This is a genomic window from Terriglobus roseus (assembly GCF_900105625.1).
Classification (GTDB): Bacteria; Acidobacteriota; Terriglobia; order Terriglobales; family Acidobacteriaceae; genus Terriglobus; species Terriglobus roseus_B.
On record NZ_FNSD01000001.1, the window covers coordinates 3,219,026 to 3,235,892 of the forward strand.

Annotated in this window: 16 protein-coding genes; 6 read left to right on the forward strand and 10 right to left on the reverse strand. The window is 59.6% G+C overall.

The window, feature by feature from the left end:
• Window positions 1-270: 270 nt before the first annotated feature.
• Window positions 271-2,016 carry a gamma-glutamyltransferase gene (gene ggt / locus BLW03_RS13265; RefSeq protein ID WP_244502081.1) on the reverse strand — a complete coding sequence of 582 codons (1,746 nt, stop codon included), beginning with the start codon at window positions 2,014-2,016 and terminating at the stop codon, window positions 271-273.
• A gap of 186 nt (window positions 2,017-2,202) precedes the next feature.
• Between ggt and BLW03_RS13270 the strand changes: the two genes are divergently transcribed.
• Window positions 2,203-3,699, forward strand: a complete 1,497-nt coding sequence (locus tag BLW03_RS13270; RefSeq protein WP_074654511.1) for an MHYT domain-containing protein — start codon at window positions 2,203-2,205, stop codon at window positions 3,697-3,699.
• On the opposite strand, the gene BLW03_RS13275 is transcribed toward BLW03_RS13270, so the two are convergent.
• Window positions 3,641-5,419 carry a DUF885 family protein gene (locus BLW03_RS13275; protein WP_083350739.1) on the reverse strand — a complete coding sequence of 593 codons (1,779 nt, stop codon included), beginning with the start codon at window positions 5,417-5,419 and terminating at the stop codon, window positions 3,641-3,643. The two genes, BLW03_RS13270 and BLW03_RS13275, sit on opposite strands and share 59 nt — an antisense overlap.
• Window positions 5,420-5,680: 261 nt before the next feature.
• Between BLW03_RS13275 and BLW03_RS13280 the strand changes: the two genes are divergently transcribed.
• Window positions 5,681-6,859, forward strand: coding sequence for a D-alanine--D-alanine ligase family protein (locus BLW03_RS13280; protein ID WP_244502082.1), 1,179 nt, complete (start codon window positions 5,681-5,683; stop codon window positions 6,857-6,859).
• A 164-nt stretch (window positions 6,860-7,023) separates the two neighbouring features.
• Here the strand turns inward: BLW03_RS13280 and BLW03_RS13285 are convergent, their stop codons facing one another.
• Genes BLW03_RS13285 through BLW03_RS13295 form a run of 3 tightly spaced genes read right to left on the reverse strand, consistent with a single transcriptional unit; the run spans window position 7,024 to window position 9,508 of the window.
• Window positions 7,024-7,776: a class I SAM-dependent methyltransferase gene (locus tag BLW03_RS13285; protein WP_074656011.1), complete on the reverse strand. Its 753-nt coding sequence runs from the start codon at window positions 7,774-7,776 to the stop codon at window positions 7,024-7,026.
• A 38-nt stretch (window positions 7,777-7,814) separates the two neighbouring features.
• Window positions 7,815-8,768, reverse strand: coding sequence for a molybdopterin-dependent oxidoreductase (locus tag BLW03_RS13290; protein WP_074654512.1), 954 nt, complete (start codon window positions 8,766-8,768; stop codon window positions 7,815-7,817).
• Complete coding sequence (locus BLW03_RS13295; RefSeq protein WP_074654513.1) at window positions 8,768-9,508, reverse strand: cytochrome b/b6 domain-containing protein; 741 nt, start codon at window positions 9,506-9,508, stop codon at window positions 8,768-8,770. The genes BLW03_RS13290 and BLW03_RS13295 overlap by 1 nt, the downstream gene beginning before the upstream one ends.
• Window positions 9,509-9,633: 125 nt before the next feature.
• Between BLW03_RS13295 and BLW03_RS13300 the strand changes: the two genes are divergently transcribed.
• Window positions 9,634-10,071: a hypothetical protein gene (locus tag BLW03_RS13300; protein WP_074654514.1), complete on the forward strand. Its 438-nt coding sequence runs from the start codon at window positions 9,634-9,636 to the stop codon at window positions 10,069-10,071.
• On the opposite strand, the gene BLW03_RS13305 is transcribed toward BLW03_RS13300, so the two are convergent.
• Together BLW03_RS13305 and BLW03_RS13310 are read right to left on the reverse strand one after the other, a co-directional pair.
• Window positions 10,068-10,328, reverse strand: a complete 261-nt coding sequence (locus BLW03_RS13305) for an anti-sigma factor family protein (protein ID WP_074654515.1) — start codon at window positions 10,326-10,328, stop codon at window positions 10,068-10,070. The genes BLW03_RS13300 and BLW03_RS13305 overlap by 4 nt on opposite strands.
• Window positions 10,319-10,948 carry a sigma-70 family RNA polymerase sigma factor gene (locus tag BLW03_RS13310; RefSeq protein WP_074654516.1) on the reverse strand — a complete coding sequence of 210 codons (630 nt, stop codon included), beginning with the start codon at window positions 10,946-10,948 and terminating at the stop codon, window positions 10,319-10,321. The genes BLW03_RS13305 and BLW03_RS13310 overlap by 10 nt, the downstream gene beginning before the upstream one ends.
• A gap of 140 nt (window positions 10,949-11,088) precedes the next feature.
• Between BLW03_RS13310 and BLW03_RS13315 the strand changes: the two genes are divergently transcribed.
• Both BLW03_RS13315 and BLW03_RS13320 read left to right on the forward strand, forming a co-directional pair.
• Window positions 11,089-11,880, forward strand: coding sequence for a DUF1223 domain-containing protein (locus BLW03_RS13315; protein WP_074654517.1), 792 nt, complete (start codon window positions 11,089-11,091; stop codon window positions 11,878-11,880).
• 91 nt (window positions 11,881-11,971) lie between these two features.
• Entirely contained in the window at window positions 11,972-12,571 is a 600-nt protein-coding gene (locus BLW03_RS13320) for a peroxiredoxin family protein (RefSeq protein WP_074654518.1), read from the forward strand.
• Between the two features lie 40 nt (window positions 12,572-12,611).
• On the opposite strand, the gene BLW03_RS13325 is transcribed toward BLW03_RS13320, so the two are convergent.
• Together BLW03_RS13325 and BLW03_RS13330 are read right to left on the reverse strand one after the other, a co-directional pair.
• Window positions 12,612-13,454: a CPBP family intramembrane glutamic endopeptidase gene (locus BLW03_RS13325; RefSeq protein ID WP_139285200.1), complete on the reverse strand. Its 843-nt coding sequence runs from the start codon at window positions 13,452-13,454 to the stop codon at window positions 12,612-12,614.
• Window positions 13,455-13,506: 52 nt separating this feature from the next.
• A complete protein-coding gene (locus BLW03_RS13330) occupies window positions 13,507-14,118 on the reverse strand; it encodes a TetR/AcrR family transcriptional regulator (RefSeq protein WP_083350525.1) in 612 nt (203 codons plus the stop codon).
• A 146-nt stretch (window positions 14,119-14,264) separates the two neighbouring features.
• Between BLW03_RS13330 and BLW03_RS13335 the strand changes: the two genes are divergently transcribed.
• On the forward strand, window positions 14,265-14,891 hold the full coding sequence (locus tag BLW03_RS13335) for an FMN-dependent NADH-azoreductase (protein ID WP_074654521.1): 627 nt from the start codon (window positions 14,265-14,267) through the stop codon (window positions 14,889-14,891).
• Window positions 14,892-15,077: 186 nt separating this feature from the next.
• On the opposite strand, the gene BLW03_RS13340 is transcribed toward BLW03_RS13335, so the two are convergent.
• A complete protein-coding gene (locus tag BLW03_RS13340; protein WP_083350526.1) occupies window positions 15,078-16,775 on the reverse strand; it encodes a DHA2 family efflux MFS transporter permease subunit in 1,698 nt (565 codons plus the stop codon).
• Window positions 16,776-16,867 lie beyond the last annotated feature (92 nt).

Below are 16,867 nucleotides of genomic sequence, written 5' to 3' on the forward strand. Positions count from 1 at the left end.
ATCAAAGACATCAGTCGACCCAGCTGAAGCTGCGCCTTTCCGTGCAACGAGCAACGTGCCCAACGGAAGCGATGTTGACTCAGGAAGGCGTGCTCTTTCGAGCAAAAACATCAGTCGACCCAGCTGAAGCTTAGCCCTTCCGATCAACGAGCATCGTCCCTCACGACCATCCGACTGAACCCATGTTGGCACAGCTAAAGCTATGCCACACCGACCGACTGCCCTTCGCCGAAATCAGTAATCCCGATTTGGATCCGAACAGGGCAAACTTCAATACCCGCTCGCCTTTCCAAAGCCCTTGCGGGTGTCATGTCCGCCGAGCAGTTCGCCTGTCTTCGGATCGACTGCGATCAACTCGCTGTCGCCCCAGATGCCGGGGTTGTGCTCGTCGAACTCGCCGGATCGTTTGATGTTGTAGCCGTCCGCCTTCAGCACCTCGCCGGCGGCAGCTGGGAAGCGCTTCTCCACCTGCAGTTCGTCCGGCAGGTACTGGTTGTGAAAGCGCGGAGCGTCCGCTGCTTCCTGCACATTCAGGCCGTTATCCAGCACGCTGATCAGGTCGTTGGTCACGGTCGAGATGATGGTCGGTCCGCCCGGCGATCCAGCGACGAGCACAAGCTTGCCCTTCTTCGTGACCACCGTCGGGGTCATCGCAGAGAGAGGCCGCTTGTGCGGTGCGATCGCGTTGTTCGGTCCCTGGATGAGGCCAAAGCCGTTGGGCACGCCGACTTTGCTGGTGAAGTCGTCCATCTCGTCATTCATTGCGAAGCCGAGACCCTTCACCACCACACCGGAACCGAAGTAGAAGTTAAGCGTGTAGGTGTTGCTGACGGCGTTACCATCTGCATCCACAACGGAGAAATGCGTCGTCTCTGTGTGATCGGTGACGCCTTTCTGTTTTGGAGGTTCGGGCATGAAGCCCGCGGGCCGGACCAGGTCCTTCGACAGGCTAGCCTTCACCGGGTCAATCGTCTTGCGCCATGCCTTCGCGTACTTGCCATTGCTCATCTCTTTTAAGGGCATCTTTGTGAAATCGGGATCGCCAAGGTAATCACTGCGATCCATAAATGCGCGGCGAAAGGCCTCTGTGATCAGGTGCACCTGTTCCGGAGAGCGGTCGCCGCCCATCTTTTTCAGGTCATAGCCCGTGAGAATGTCCAGGGTTTCGAGCAGGACGATACCGCCGGAGGACGGAGGAGGCGCCGTCGTGATTTCGTAGCCGTGATAATGACCTATCAGCGGCTTGCGGTCCTTTACCGAGTAGCCTTCCAGATCGGCCCTGGTGATGGTGCCGCCGCCGGACGCCATCTCTGCCGCGATCTGGTCGGCCATGTGGCCGTGATAAAACTCATTCGGATCGGCGGCGATGCGCTCCAGCGTCGCGGCCAGTTCGGGCTGCCTGATGACCTCGCCTGCCTTGTAGAAGTCGCCGTTCCGCTGGTAGATGCGGTAGCCCTCAGCGTTCTTCTTCAGCAGTGCCGAGTGCCATACATTCAGCTCTTCCTCGGTACCCACAAAGCCATCCCGCGCCAGTCTGATAGCGGGTTGCATCGCCGCTTTAAGTCCCAGCTTCCCAAAGTGCTGCTCTGCATAGGCCATACCGGCAACGGTCCCAGGTACGCCACTGGCTGCGTAGCCCTGAATGCTCATGCCTTTGGTGACGTTGCCGGTTTTATCCAGGTACATGTCACGACTTGCAGTGGCCGGTGCCTCTTCGCGATAGTCGATGAAGTGCGCCTTGCCATCGCCCAGCTTCTTCGCTCCTGTGGCATGCGCCGGCTTGATCAGCATGAATCCGCCACCGCCAATGTTGCCCGCCTCGGGAAAGACCACGGCCAGCGCGAAGGCCACTGCAACGGCTGCATCCACCGCGTTGCCGCCCTGCTTTAGAACGGCAAGGCCTGCGTCGGAAGCTTCATGATGCACGCTCACCACCATGGCATGCTGGGCGCGTGCGGGCGGCGGTGTTGGCAGTGTCTGAGCCCAGCAGGTTGCGGCCAAAGACAAGATCGACATGACGGCACAAGGCCGGGCCAACGCATTCATTCAAAACCTCACCGCAATTTGTGGCAGAACTGAAGAATAACGCGCAGGTATACAGTCCTGTAACCCTGATGGGGTACAGAGCAGTGCGGCTCGCAGAATCGAAGCCGCGTCTTACTACCTGCCGCACTCTCACTGTGTACAGAAAGCAGAACCACATTGCCTGGAACCTTCGACACCTGGACGATTCTGTTCTCATTCAGCATCGCCACGCTGGCAGGATTTGTCGCATTTGAATCGATTGATCACATGCGCGACAGTCCTCGCCCGGCGGTGTGGACCTTTGTCAGTGGCGCGATGCTGGGACTAGGCATCTGGTCCATGCATTTCGTCGGCATGCTTGCATGGCAGCCGCCCTTCCCGCTGTATTACACGGTCCTCCCGACGGTGTTGAGTGTGCTGGTCGCCATCTTGTCGTCGTGGCTTGCGATGCACATCACCGTCAGCCATCAAGCTGGCGCGTCACAGCGGAACCTTATCGGCGGCGCATTGCTGGTTGGGCTGGGCATCTGCACCATGCATTACCTGGGCATGTGTGCACTGCATTTTACGCAGCCCGTCATGTGGAGCTGGCCAGGTGTTGGCCTCTCCTTCCTGATTGCGGTCCTGGCATCGTTAGGCGCCATGGCCATGATGCAGCGGAGTCAATCAGAAGCTCTCAGCCTCGCCCGTCAGACCGGCGCATCGCTTGTGATCGGGCTTGCGATCTGCGGAATGCACTACACCGGCATGCTCGCCATGATGCTGCCTGCTGGAGCCGTCAGTATTGCGCTGCCCGGATCTTTCTCCGGCCCAGTACTTGCCCGCATCGGTGTTGGCAACTCATTGCTGTTCATGGCCTGCCTTCTGGTCGTCTTTCAGCGCGACAAGGTTCGGCTGATGCGTCTGGCCAATGAAGCGCGCTTCGCGCTGCAGGAAGCCGCCCGCAACTCCGAACGATTGGTAACTGCCAACAAGATCGCTGCCACCATCTCACACGAGATCAACAATCCCCTGGAAGCCGTGACCAACCTGCTGTACCTCGCGGAAAGTGGAATGATCGGCGATACGGAGCGGACGTACATCCAGGCAGCGCAGACTGAAATTCGCCGCATTGCGGAGATCACAACGCATACGCTGAAGTTCTATCGCAACGGAAACTCGCTGGTGGAGACAAAGCTGCCCGATCTGTTTGAGTCGGCCCTCGTCGTCTTCGACAAGCGTCTGACGCAGGCCGGCATCAAGATCGAGAAGCACTGGGCGTCCAATGCACCGGCGATAGTCTGCCGGCCGGGAGAGATTCGCCAGGTCTTCGCAAACCTGGTCAGCAACGCGATGGATGCCATGCCAAATGGCGGCTTGCTCTGGGTGGCAGTGCTGCCCTGCGAAGGCGGCGCCTGCGTGGAAGTTGCAGACTCCGGCACGGGCATCCCTGAGGATGCCCGTGCGCATATCCTGGAGCCATTCTTCACGACCAAAGGCCTCAGCGGAACGGGGCTGGGGCTGGCGCTGTGCGCGGAGATCGTGCAACGTCACAACGGCAGACTTGACTTCATGAGTAACACCGCCCCTGGCCGCAGCGGAACAAAGTTCACGCTGTTCCTGCCCACGCGTGGCGCTACTTCCGAGACTGCGGAGACTTCATCGGGCTCGTCCCAGCCCGCCAGGCAAAGCTAGCCGGGATCGCCGGAACGTCGCTCTTGTCTCCCAGCAGCTCCCAGCGCTGCAGGCTGAAGGGAACGCTGCCATTCAACCACACGAAGTCCTGGTACGCCTGCAGGTTGAACTTGTCGCCCTGCTGCAGCTTCGCCATCGTCAAGCCCTTCAGGATGTCCATCTTGCCAATCTGGTAGGTGATGGCCTGGCCCGGTGTGCAGGCGAACATGAACGATTCGTCGCGCGCCGTCGCCTCATCCATTGGAACGGTTTTCGTCATGTAGGCCTGTGCCTCCGGCTGCGTGAACTCACCGAGAGCCAGCTTTACATCCACCGCGACGCGCAGCGTGCGCAGGCGGTTCAGAGCGTAGATAGCTTCCTTCATCTTCGGCGTGTTCTCGTACAGGCCGGCGATCATCATCATCTCTTCCGCGTAGAAGCCGATGCCCTCCTGCGCCTCGGAGTCATAGTAGTGGCGCCGCACCGGGTCCGGATGGTGCATGCTCCACGCCATCTGGAAGTAGTGGCCGGGCATGCCTTCATGGTTGGTCAGCGGCCGCACATCGCGCGAGGTGATGTTGGCCCAGAAGCCGCCCAGTCGTGGTGTTCCCTTGTAGCTGCTTCCGTCCTCGTTCAGCCGCATCGGGTTCGTCAGGTCGTCCTCGACACCCAGAAAGCCAAGCGCGCCAATGTAGGGCGGCGTCGGCACATAGTAGTAGTGCTTCACACCGGCAGGATCACCGGTCAGCAGGCCGTGATCGGTCAGGTATTTGCGCATGGCAAGCTCCTGCTTCTTCTCATCCGCGATCTGGGCATCCAGCGAGGGGTAAACAGGCAATTCCGGCATGCCCTTATCCGCCGCCTGCTGCAGCGCCTCAAAGCCCACGGCGCGCTGAAACTCGATCTCGCCATCCTGAAGAATCTGTTCCGGCGTATAAGGCAGCAGAGCGACGTTCCGCAGGAAATAGAGGTAGCCCTCGCGGCCCACCGCCGTCTCCTTCTTCATGCCTGCCACCTGTGGCTTCAGCCACTCGCGGTAGGCGACAAGGGACTTCGCGGCAGCCTCTTCGGCCTTGTCGAAGGCGGCAAGATTTTCCGGGCTGAAACCAGCCGCGGAGTGTACGCCGTCGCGAAAGCGCTCCATCCGGGTTTCAATCTGCGCCAGGTTTCCCATGGCGATTGCGGCATACGGCTGACGCATGTCGGTCAGGTTGGAGCGGCCCTCGTCCAGCAGGCGTGGAATGCTCTCCAGCCGCAGAACAATCTCATGCTGGCGCGCCGTGCTGATCGGCGCTTTCTCCAGCGCCAGGGTATACGTCGCCGTCAGACCCTGATCCACATAGAAGAACGGATTCCGTTTCCAGTCCGGAATGACCTCAAGTTCCCAGCGCACACGTGCGATCGCTGACCCGATCAGGCGATAGTCCACCTGCACCGGCACGGGCGCAGCGCTTACATCCAGCGCGCGCCACTGCTTTTCAAATTCCGCGATGCGAGCCTCATATCCGGCAACATCCTTCGGGGACCACCGGCCGACATAGCCCGCCGGTCGTGCGAGCCGTGGAATGTCGTCATTGGTAAACGGCTGCTCCGTCGCCCGCCAATCCCAGAACGTCTCACTCAACGCCTGCACCTTGGCCTCAGCCGTCTGTGCCGGCAGGGTGGTCGTAAAGGCAATCGCAAGGGCCGACGTGATGATGCACGCGGCAAAGGCGCGGGGCAGAGCAGGTAAGAATCGCATGTTTGGACAGTAGCGCAACGGACGCATAAGCCAAAGCAATTTCAAGAACTCGCAGTTCAGTCGACGAGACCGAGTATCCAAGAGATTCGGTTTCCCACCCTTTCGCGACGAAGCCGTCGAAGAATGGGTCACGCGGCCAGTCGCCGCCGAGGCGTCACGAGGAATTGCAGCAGCCCCTCAGGTCAGCATTGTCCTGCTCCCCGTACCCGTACCGGTACACCGGCGCCACAGCACCGAGTCCGAAACGCTACCATGCAAGGGATGGCCGTACGCGCGTTGCCGCGTGCGCAAGGGGAGATTCCGTTGGCAAAGAAGCTGCGCGTGGGTGTGTTGTTTGGTGGCAAGTCGGGCGAGCATGAGGTGTCGCTGCGCTCGGGCGCATCGATTCTGCTGGCCATCGACAAGAGCAGGTACGACGTGGTGCCCATGGGCATCGCCAAGACCGGCCAGTGGCTGCCCGCCGAAGCGTCCACCGCTATGCTTGGCGGCGACTTCGCGCCGAAGCTCGGTAAGACCTCCACAAAGAAGAAAGCGGCTGACACCAGCATCGCTTCGCAGGCACCAGGCACCGCCGGCCTCGACGTCGTCTTCCCTGTGTTGCACGGCACCTTCGGTGAAGACGGCACCATCCAGGGCATGCTCGAACTTGCCGACGTTGCCTACGTCGGCTCGGGTGTTCTCGGCTCCTCAGTGGGCATGGACAAAGACGCCATGAAGAAGATGTTCGCCGTGGCCGGCCTGCCCATCGTGAAGCACGTCACCCTTCTGCGCGGCGAGTGGAAGGCCAATCCGAAGAAGTGCACCAAAACCATCGAAGACAAGCTGAAGTACCCGGTTTTCGTAAAGCCCGCAAACCTCGGCTCCTCGGTCGGCATCAGCAAGGTGCGCGAACGCGCCGAACTTGCCAGGGCCATGGATGAGGCCGCGTCCTTCGATCGCAAGATCGTTATCGAAGAAGGTGTCAGCGGCACCGGCAAGCTGAAGGGGAAGGGCAAGCCACGCGAGCTTGAGATCGCCGTGCTGGGCAATGACGATCCCATCGCCAGCGTCGTCGGCGAGATCGTGCCCGACCGCGAATTCTACGACTACGCCAGCAAGTACGACAGCACCAGCACCAGCGAACCGGTCATCCCGGCGAAGATCACCAAGGCACAGTCGAAGCAGATTCAGGCGATGGCCATCGCCGCCTTCAAGTCCTGCGACTGCAGCGGCCTGGCCCGCGTCGACTTCCTCATGGAAGCCGTCGAACCCGGCTCAAAGAAGGAACCAAAGATCTTCCTGAATGAGATCAACACCATGCCCGGCTTCACCAGCATCAGCATGTACCCCAAGCTGTGGGAAGCCACGGGCATCGGCTACAGCGAACTGATCGACCGTCTGATCGCACTCGCCATCGAACGCCACGACGAGCGTGCTGCGACGACGTTTTCAAAGTCGTAGCCGACAGAGCAGATTCCGATAAGCCGACTCGTCGTGATCTGCTTCGGGGAGCGCATCGGCGAGCGGGAATGTGAGATCCCGCTTCGTCTGCACTTCTCGCGCCCTTGCGCACCCTTGTCCCGGCCGTCCGGTTGCTTCGATTCAAGATCCGGTCGGGCCCCTGCTTAGGCAGCACTCCTGTCGAACGATGACGCTACCTCGTCTGACGCCGCAGCCGCGCGCTTTGTGCAGATGGCGTATTGGTAGCCGTCGCGGTACACCATCTCAACCTGTTGCCACGGTTGAGAGTGGACGAGCCGTCCGAACTCATCCGCGGATAAGACCTTGACTGGAGACGATGCGTTTGCTCTCCAAGGACTGTCCCCGCTCAGCAGCTCGGAGATCTGCATGAACCACAACGGCAGACGTGTCTTGAATCGCGTTGTCGGCTCGGCCACGAAGCATCTACCGCCGGGCTTCAGGATCCGAAAGATCTCGGACACCACTCGCTCCCGGTCGTGCACGATCAGGAACAGGCGCGACACCACGATCGCGTCGACCTGTTCCAGGCCGTCGTGCAAGGCGCACGCATCGCCGTGACGGAAGGAGCAGTTCTGCAGATGCGATGCCGATGCTCGCGATCGTGCCCACTCGAGCAGGCTTACCGACTGGTCAATGCCGATGGTCTGTATCTGGGGGAACAGGCGCGCCAACCGGCAGGCATAGAAGCCCGGGCCGCATCCCAACTCCAACACACGCGTGCCAGGACGCGGTCCACTCGAAGGAAAGATCGACCGCTTGATCTCTTCCGTGTGATCGCGAAAGACATGTTCGCGGAAAAATGCGTAGAGCCAGTGGCGCCGTTCAAAGAGGTTCCTTCGCACCACCACTTCTTCCGTCGGACAACAACCAGACTCGTCCAGCTTCAAGCACTGCATGTTCATCCTTGTCCTGCGCTCATCGCGTGTGGCATCCATTACAGTCCGGCGTACCAGTCGTATCCCAGCTTGGTCCAGTAATCATCGGGCTTGTTGTTCGTATAACTGATCAGCCCGATCCGTTTGATTTGCTTGTAGCCGTACTTCGTCGGCATGTGCAGTCGCAGCGGCGCCCCATGAAACTGGGTCAAAGGCGCACCCATCATCTCGGTCACCAGCAGCGTCTGCGGATGACGGCACACGGCCAGGTCATAGCCGGTGTAGTAATCGCCATCCGGCGTCTCCATGTACACAAACTTCGGCTCGCGGCCGCCAACCTTCTCCGGCGGATAAGCCTCAAGAAAATCAGCCATGCGAACACCAGCCCAGTGAACGATCTGACTCCAGCCCTCGATGCACTTGAACTGCGTTACCAGTTCCTGCCGCGGCAGCTTGAGGACATCATCCATCGTCAGCAACAGACCCGGTGTGCCGGGCGCAAGTGTGGAGTCGCTCTCGCCAGCGTCCTCTCGACCACGCTCTGGTTTCTCTCTTATCGTCTGGTCCGTCTGGTGCGGAGCACTCTTCGTGTCATGTCCGTGATCTTCTGCAGACTTTGCCTGCGTGTAGCGATACTCCCACGCAGTAACATCCCGGCTGAAGCGAGCATGCTGCGCACCCGCGGTGGACCCAACTACCTGGAGCCTGTAGCTCTCAGGCACCATTTCTTCCTTGAGGCCGAAGACACCGTTCACCCGCAGGTTCTCCGCTTGATGCAGCGGATAGGTCGGCGCCAAGGCGTGATCGTGAAACAGTGCCTTCGAGATCGCAGCATTGGCTTCAAAGGCGTCCCGGTACGGTATCTGTTGATCATCCTCGGCGGGTCTCCCCTCGATCCACCGGTAAAGGCCGAACCCTGCGGCAGCGGCTACGCCCGCTCCCAGGAACGATCGGCGCGTGTGTCTGCGTGACCGCGCCAGGATGACCTTGTTCTCTTCTTCAACGGTTGCCATCACCAGGACTTCCTTTCTGCTTCCACCGATGGTTCGTCGACACGTTTGATCTCAAGACCGCTGACCATCGCGCGGAAGTTATTCCATCCGGCCAGCACCACCTGTCCCACATGAACCAGGAAGAATCCAAGAAAGCTCATCGTCAGCCAGAAGTGCTCCCATCGCGCCATCTCATAACCACCCAGCAACGACGTCAGCCAGTGCAACTGCGTCGGCTTGTAGATTGCGAGACCGGTGACCAGCATGCCCGCGCCCATCAGGATTACGGCCGAGTAAGCGATGCGCTGCGCACCGTTGTACTTCGTCTGGGGCGGCAACCCCTTGCGAAGATGCAGATCGACCAGTGTGACTTGCACGGCATCCCGCAGACTGCGCTTTTGCGGAACGAGAAATCGCCACTCGCCGGAGAGGACAAGGAACAGAACGTAAGCGATGCCGTTCGCGACAAAGAGCCACATGAAGAAGAAATGATGACCCAGTGCCTGCGTCACGTGATTGGGCGCGTTCGTCGCCTTCCAGAACCAGTCCGGGAACAGCCGCACCAACGTAAAGGAACCGATCCCGATGCGGTACACCGCGTGCGGATGCTGGTATGGGTTGTCGGAGTCGTTCCAATAGATCAGCAGCCCGCTCCAGATCATCAGGAACAGCAGCGGGAAGTTGATCCAGTGCATCCATCGAATGGCCAGCGGATGCTTCCGGTCGAGTTGCAACGGTTCTTCCTGCACAATCTTCCTCATTCCAAAGTCCCGGCTGCAAGCAAAGTGCAAGCTTCCGTTCGTTAGAGAGGAAAGTAGGGAAGAGGTTACAGAGAGTTCGAAGAAATCTCCGCTATGCTTGAGCCGGAGCTGCGCACTACATTCCTATGAGCCAACACACAGACGCCTCGCCAGCAGATGACAGCCGTATCAAGCCGTCGAACTGGTTTCTGAGTATCACCAGCCTCCTGTTTATCGTCTTGCAGAGCCTGTGTACCGCCGTGATGGCGATCAGCGGCGTGCGCGTTCTCATCGGGCTGAGTGCACTGGCGGCAGCCGCGGGGCTGAACCGACCGGCGTCGGGCTACCACGCAGACGCCATACGCATTCCGATGATGACGATTGCGGTCGTTGGCTCACTGGTCAACCTGTATGTCGTGTGGAGGATTCGCAGTTTGCGGAACCGGCCCGCAGCACAATGGCGCTCCCAGCCGATCAGCCTGAGACAGAGACGTGCGGAGATGTTTCAGATCGTGCTCGCCGTAGTCTCGCTGATCCTTGTCGCCATCGAGTGGTGGACTCACCGAATCGTCCACAATGTCTAGGACGAGTCGCCTAAGCCTCGGTCCTTGTTGATCTCCGCGTTCAGCCGCTGATGCAGACGATCACTGAATCCGATGGGCAGTTCAAAGACACGATCGTCGGCTGTCAAAACAAGGATGTTCCGCGTCGAATCCAGAATGGCCGAGCAGATCTCGCAGTGATCGAGATGCCTCTGCACCAGTTCCCGCGTCTCGGGCGGCAGTGAGCCATCCAGGTAGTCGGAGATGTAATCCCATACGTGCTTGCACTCTATGACCATGGGAGCCACCTCCTCTTTGATTTGGATGTTGCGGCCCGAAGCTCTGGCGTCAGTTGCCGCTGCAACATCATGCGTGCACGATGCAGCCGGACCTTTACGGATGGGACGCTGATCTGCAACGCCTCCGCCGTCTCGATCACACTGAATTCCTGAACCTCTCGCAGAAGAAACACGCGACGATAGATCTCTGGCAGATCGGCAACGGCCTGCTGCAGCAACTGACGCACTTCGCCGCGCTCGATCGCTTCGGATGGAATCTCGCGCCAGTCACGAAGCATCGCCGGAGAGGCTTTCGAACTGTCGTCCATAAGCTCATCCAGCGATTCGACACGGACGGTCGCCTGCTTGCGTAACCGGCTGCGAGCCTCATTCAGGGTGATGCTGATGAGCCACGTGCTGAACCTTGCCTCCGACCGGAAGCTGGCAAGATTGCGATAGGCCTTCAGGAAGGCCTCCTGTGCAACGTCCTCAGCATCGCTTTCGTTCTTCATATAGGTCAGGGCCATCAGATACACGCTGCGCTCATACGGACGGATCAGCTCGTGATAGAGCTGTGTCTCGCCGGCCAGGATAGAAGCGATCATGCCTGCTTCATCCCTGATGTCGCTCTCGTTCCTCATTCGGCGATGCCAGCTCCTGAATCCATCCCTGCAACGACCTTCGCACCATTAGAGCTGCAGCGCGAGAAAGGGTTACAGCGACGTTGTAACCCGTGATCCATCGCGGCGTCTCATGACCGTTCGCTTCGGAGGGAACAGCGATGAATACGTTTCGCAAAACGACATGGTCGATTGCCGCCTGCCTTCTGGCAGTATCTCCTCTGCCCATGGCAATTTCGCAGCCGAAGCATGCAGAGACGCCGCCGAACATCGTGCTCGTCGAGCTGTTCACCTCGGAGGGCTGCTCCAGCTGTCCGCCCGCGGATGAACTGTTGCGCAAGGTGAATGGCAGGCAGACCGCAGCAGGTCAGCTCGTCGTCGGAATCAGTGAACATGTGACGTACTGGAACCGGTTGGGATGGACGGATCCGTTTTCTTCCTCGACCTATACGGACCGGCAGGATCGCTACGCGAACCGTTTTGGCCTGGACAGTGTGTACACCCCGCAGATGGTCGTAAACGGTCAGCAGCAGTTTGTTGGAAGCAATGAGTCTCTTCTGGGTCGAGCGCTTGCCGATCAGGTCAAACAAAAGAGGATCAATCTTCGGATCCTTTCAAGCGAGTTTCAGAACGGCAACATTGCAATCCATTTCGCGGCATCGCAACTGCCCTCGAATCGACCGCTCAACATCGTCGCTACACTCACAGACGACCTTGCAATCTCCAAGGTGATTCGCGGAGAGAATGGCGGGCGCTCCTTGCAGCATGTTGCCGTCGCTCGGTCACTCGCAACGATTGCGACCATCCACGGAGATACGGACACAACCGTCAACGTGCCGTGGAACGCAGTCGATGCGACGAAGCAGGGAGCGGCGCATCATCTGATCCTCTTTGCGCAGGAAGCAGGGCAGGGCGCAATTGTCGGCGCGGATGCGACACCGGTCATCCTGTGAACCATGCGTGCAGAAAGTCTGTAACTTCTTGCCGAATTCCTTGTCGAATGCGCAAAGCCACATGAGGCCACACAGGGAGATAAGAAACATCATGCCCATCGCAACGACGTCTCATAACGTTTCCAGCGTATCGTCCCGCACGTCTCTCATCCGCAGACTGCTTGCTGTCACGTTTGCTGCGTCCACACTGCTGGGCGCGCTCCACGCACAGACTCCTGCAGTGGGTAACGTCGCGCCGGACTTCACGCTCAACACGCCCACGGGTAATTCGGTGCAACTCTCGAAGGGGCTCAAACAAGCGTCGACGGTCCTGATCGTGTTGCGTGGCTACCCGGGCTATCAGTGCCCCTTCTGTCAGAAACAGCTACACGACTTCATCGAACATGCGTCGGAGTTTGCGGCGAAGAAGGCGACGGTCCTTCTCGTCTACCCGGGTCCGCCGGCAGATCTCGATCAGCGAGCAAAGGAGGCGCTCGCACAGCAGGCCAACCTTCCTGCGAACATCACGCTTGTCGTCGATCCGGATTACACGGTGACGAACCTCTACGGCCTGCGATGGAATGCACCGCACGAGACGGCTTACCCGGCCACGTTCATCCTGGATCACAACGGGAAGGTCCTCTTTGAGAAGATCAGCCACGGCCATGGGGATCGCACCTCCGCGCAGGATGTCCTGGCCGCGCTTCGCTAACTCTTCGAATGGTTCTGCCGCGTGACGATGAGATGCCTGTCTACCGCGAGCTCAGGCCAGTTTCGTGACGGCCTCTGGAGACGAGCACTACAGCAGCAATCACGATGGAGAGTGCTAAGCCAGCCCCAAACTCAGAGGTAATGTATTTGGCCGCGCCGACCGGAGCCGTCAGCGGATCGTAGATGCCCTGAACGAAGGTATTGTGGCTTGCGTGGATAAGAACACAAGGCCAGAGGCTGCCGGACTGTAGCCGCAGGTAGCCCATGAGGTACGCCATCGCGACCACGCCCACAGTGAAACACGTCATGGCGAAGAAGGGATTGGTGCCGACGTTGTAATCAGCCCAGAGCAGCCCGGGGAAGTGCCAGACCGCCCAGATCGCTCCCGAGATGAGGCATGCGCCGTGGAAGCCAAACCGTTGATGCAGACGGGGAAACAGAAAGCCACGCCAGCCCAGTTCCTCACCCAGCGCCCACACGCATGTGGCGATTACATTGACGGTGAATAACAGCGGTAGAGCGACGGCAAAGGTTCCAAAGACAGGCCACTGTCTCAGTCCGTACATGCCAGACATGGTGGCTTCGAAGCTTTGCAGCGAAAGCGCGCCGTGGATCGCCAGCCATGTGATCAGGTAGACGGGTGCGGCATAGAGCAGTGGAAGGAAGTACGCGAGCTTCAGGAACCGCGGTGCGGGCCAACTCCAGCCCAGGCTTCCGACCGGGATTCGGAGCACGAAGCAGGTACAAAGCGCAGCGAACCCGGGGCACCACATCGTGAACCTGCTCAGTGGCGCATCCATGTGGTGGCTGTGAATCACAAGCGCGTATGCGGCTGCGCTGAAGAGACCGAGGAAAGCGAAGAAGACGGGCAGTTGCTTATTCAAATTGCGCACTCTGATGCTACGAAGTTGGAAATCATTTGTTCCCTCCGGCTTGTTACTTGGCAAGAACAAGGGACATGTAGCTGCGGGCGTCTTTCAGAAGTTCTCTGCGTGATACGCCAGCCTTGGCGCGAAGCAGCAATCCCTGCATCAGGTCGATGAGCGCACGGGCTCGCACCTTCGCCGACAACGTGCGAGTCAGGCGGCCGGCCTTCATCTCCTGCTCAAACCTTTGTGCGAAGACATCAGCGCTCGCAGTAAGGCCCTTCGCAAAATAAGAGCGGATCTCGATTACTCGCTCCGACTGTCCGAGCGCCGCGGCAGCCATCATGCATCCGCCGCGCGCTTCGCCCGTAGCGGTGTCGACAGTGGCGACGCAGAAGGCGGTCACTGCCTTGTGGATGTCCGGCTCCGCCTGGAACGCCGCGATCATGGGAGCACCATAGGTCGTTGCATAACGTTCGACCGCCTTGAGCAGCAAGGTCGGCTTGTCGCCAAAGGCGCGGTACAGCGCAGGTTTTGTGACGTGCACGGCTCGCGCGATCCGTTCGACATCCACGCCTTCATACCCATGCTCCCAAAACATCTCCACGGCACGGTCAAGGGCATCCTCAGGCAGAAAAGCCTGAGGCCGCCCGGGGGCCCGTCTGTCTGTATTAGTTACCATCGCGTACGAAACTCCTTGCAGCGTTCTTCTGATTATCGTACTCTGTCGTACGGAATACCTCAAGAGTGAATCGGGTCATCGGAACGCAGTCTGACCGTTTCTGGAAACGCTCTCCAACTTCAACTTCCAACCGAAAGGTATGAGTTATGTCGACCCTGCTTGCCCTGGACGTGAGTCCTCGCGGCGACCGTTCGATCTCTCGCGCACTTGGAAAGCATTTCGTCGGCGGATGGCAAGCGCTTAACCCAGATGGGACCGTGATCTATCGCGACCTGAATGCATCACGCATTCCCTACATGGACAACGACTGGATCGGAGGCGTGTATGCTCCGGCAGAAGTGGAGCGGACACCCGAGATGCACAGAGCGCTGGCGCTCTCAGCCGAGTTGATCGCCGAGCTTCAGGCGGCTGACGTGCTCTTCATCAGCACGCCGATGTACAACTTCACGATCCCTGCCGTACTGAAGTCATGGCTCGATTACGTCGTGCGGCCCGGCTATACCTTCCAGCTCGCGCCAGGCTGGCCCGGCATGCTGAAGAACAAGAGAGCCAAGCTGATTGTGGTGTCGCGCGACAGTTATGAGGAAGGCCAACCCACCGAGACTGAAGACCATGTGACGCCAGTACTACGCAAAGTACTTAGCTTTATGGGAATCAACGAACTGGATGTGGTGCGGGCAGGAGGTAGCCTCGCCGTGAATCTTGGGAAAGTTCGACTCGAAGATCACCTGAAGCACTATGCTCCTGCGGTGGCAGCGCTCGCAGGCAGCTGACTTGATCGAGGAGGAGTCCCTGCTGCGGCACGGGAAGACCGGCGCAGCAAGGATGCTCGTGATGCTCGATGCCCAGGCGCTGTAAGTCAGCCATAAAGCTGGCTTGTGCGTTCAATCGATGCAGGGCGATAGCCAACGCGATCATCGGCCTCGGTAGCCCTTTCGAACCGGAGCACGATGCAGGCTCTAGTGGGCGTCGAGTGTGATCTTGCCAATGATCTTTGGCGGCCGTTTCAGCAGCAAGACCAGCGGCAGCAGGCAGGCCAGCACATACGCGAACAGCCGGAACTGGTCCATGTAGGCCAGCAGGGAGGCCTGCGTCTGCACCTGGTGGTAGACCATTGCCAGGCCTGCGTAGCTGCGGTCGGCCGCGTCTCCACCCACGGCCGCGCTGGCGGACTGTACAGCCTGCATCGCGAGCGGATTCGATGCGGAGATATTTGCCGCGAGATACGTCTGGTGCTGCTGTGTCGTGCGCTGAAGAAAGGTGCTCGACAGCGCAATGCCGATCGATCCGCCTTCATTGCGCACCAGCGCGTAGATACCTGCTGCATTGCTGCTCTGATCCGCTGGCAGGAAGCGGAACATGATGGTGCTGAGCGGGACCGTGGTCATCCCAAGGCCCATGACCTGCACAATGCGCGGCCAGACCAGGCTGTGTTCGCCTACGCTCAGGTTCAGCAAGGAGCACCAGTAGGTGCCGGCCGTCATGGTGATGATGCCCATCGCGATAAGTCTGCGAGCATCCGAGCCTCGGCTCATAAGCCAGCCCACGAAGGGCACCTCAAGCATCGTGACAAGGCCCGCGGGTGACACGGCGAGGCCGGCTGTCGTCGCGTCGTACCCCATCAGTTCCTGCATGTACTGCGGCAGCAGAAAGGTCGATGCATACAGGGCCGTGTACATGCCCAACACGATCGTGCAGCAGAAGAGGAAGTTCCGTTCCTTCAGCAGCCGCAGGTTCACCACGGGGTTGGGCGTATAAAGTTCCCACGCGATGGCGCCGACGATGGCGATGCCTGCAACGATCGCGGTCCAGGTGATGAAGGTGCTGCCGAACCAGTCCAGTTCCTGTCCGCGATCGAGCACAATCTCCGTCGCCGCAAGGCCGATGCTCACCAGCGCGAGACCGGTACCGTCGATCCGAATCTTCTTGCCCTTGTTGGCTTTGCGCGCGGCGGTCAGATGTGGCGGATCGACCAGCACCATGCGCGTGAAGATCGCGCACAGAACACCCACTGGAATGTTGATGTAGAAGATCCAGCGCCACGAATAGTTGTCGGTGATCCACCCACCCAGCGTCGGGCCAAGCACCGGTGCGCACAGAATCGCGACCGTATAAACCGCCATGGCCATGCCACGCTTCTCCCCAGGAAACGCATCGGCAAGAATCGCCTGCACCGACGGCTGCAGACCGCCACCACTTAACCCCTGCAACACGCGGAAGACCACCAGCGCGCCCAGCGTCGGCGCAATGCCGCATGCGGCTGAGAACACGGTGAACATGACCACGGAAATCAGGTAAAAGTTCTTGCGGCCAATGACACTAGAGATCCATCCGCTGATCGGCAGGATGATGGCGTTTGCGACCAGGTAGCTGGTCAGCACCCACGTACTCTCATCCTGTGACGCGGAGAGACTGCCCGCAATGTGCGGCAGCGCAACGTTCGCAATGGAGGTATCCAGCACCTCCATGAACGTGCCCATGGTGACAACCAGCGCAATAATCCACGGATTGAAGACGCGAACCGGCGGCGCCTGGGTCTCAAGCGGCACGCCCGGCTCAAAGCGTGCGGCAGAGGGCGCCAGCGGCGCTTCGGCGCGGTCCGCGGCGTCTTCAAACGGATGGGATTCGATCTCGGGGTCCTGCGTAGATGACTGCATGGTCAGAAAAATGACTACTCAGTCAGTTAGATTCTTTCAGACAGTTGCCGGATTCACTGTGATAGCTTCAGTTGCGTGAAATCCACCAGGGC

Excerpts from the sequence above, each read along its gene's own strand:
- ggt (WP_244502081.1), bottom strand. The coding sequence starts at position 2,016 with ATGTCGATCTTGTCTTTGGCCGCAACCTGCTGGGCTCAGACACTGCCA.
- BLW03_RS13340 (WP_083350526.1), bottom strand. The coding sequence starts at position 16,775 with ATGCAGTCATCTACGCAGGACCCCGAGATCGAATCCCATCCGTTTGAA.
- BLW03_RS13320 (WP_074654518.1), top strand. The coding sequence starts at position 11,972 with ATGCCCATCGCAACGACGTCTCATAACGTTTCCAGCGTATCGTCCCGC.
- BLW03_RS13275 (WP_083350739.1), bottom strand. The coding sequence starts at position 5,419 with ATGCGATTCTTACCTGCTCTGCCCCGCGCCTTTGCCGCGTGCATCATC.
- BLW03_RS13295 (WP_074654513.1), bottom strand. The coding sequence starts at position 9,508 with ATGAGGAAGATTGTGCAGGAAGAACCGTTGCAACTCGACCGGAAGCAT.
- BLW03_RS13280 (WP_244502082.1), top strand. The coding sequence starts at position 5,681 with ATGGCCGTACGCGCGTTGCCGCGTGCGCAAGGGGAGATTCCGTTGGCA.
- BLW03_RS13330 (WP_083350525.1), bottom strand. The coding sequence starts at position 14,118 with ATGGTAACTAATACAGACAGACGGGCCCCCGGGCGGCCTCAGGCTTTT.
- BLW03_RS13310 (WP_074654516.1), bottom strand. The coding sequence starts at position 10,948 with ATGAGGAACGAGAGCGACATCAGGGATGAAGCAGGCATGATCGCTTCT.
- BLW03_RS13305 (WP_074654515.1), bottom strand. The coding sequence starts at position 10,328 with ATGGTCATAGAGTGCAAGCACGTATGGGATTACATCTCCGACTACCTG.
- BLW03_RS13300 (WP_074654514.1), top strand. The coding sequence starts at position 9,634 with ATGAGCCAACACACAGACGCCTCGCCAGCAGATGACAGCCGTATCAAG.
- BLW03_RS13290 (WP_074654512.1), bottom strand. The coding sequence starts at position 8,768 with ATGGCAACCGTTGAAGAAGAGAACAAGGTCATCCTGGCGCGGTCACGC.
- BLW03_RS13315 (WP_074654517.1), top strand. The coding sequence starts at position 11,089 with ATGAATACGTTTCGCAAAACGACATGGTCGATTGCCGCCTGCCTTCTG.
- BLW03_RS13285 (WP_074656011.1), bottom strand. The coding sequence starts at position 7,776 with ATGCAGTGCTTGAAGCTGGACGAGTCTGGTTGTTGTCCGACGGAAGAA.
- BLW03_RS13335 (WP_074654521.1), top strand. The coding sequence starts at position 14,265 with ATGTCGACCCTGCTTGCCCTGGACGTGAGTCCTCGCGGCGACCGTTCG.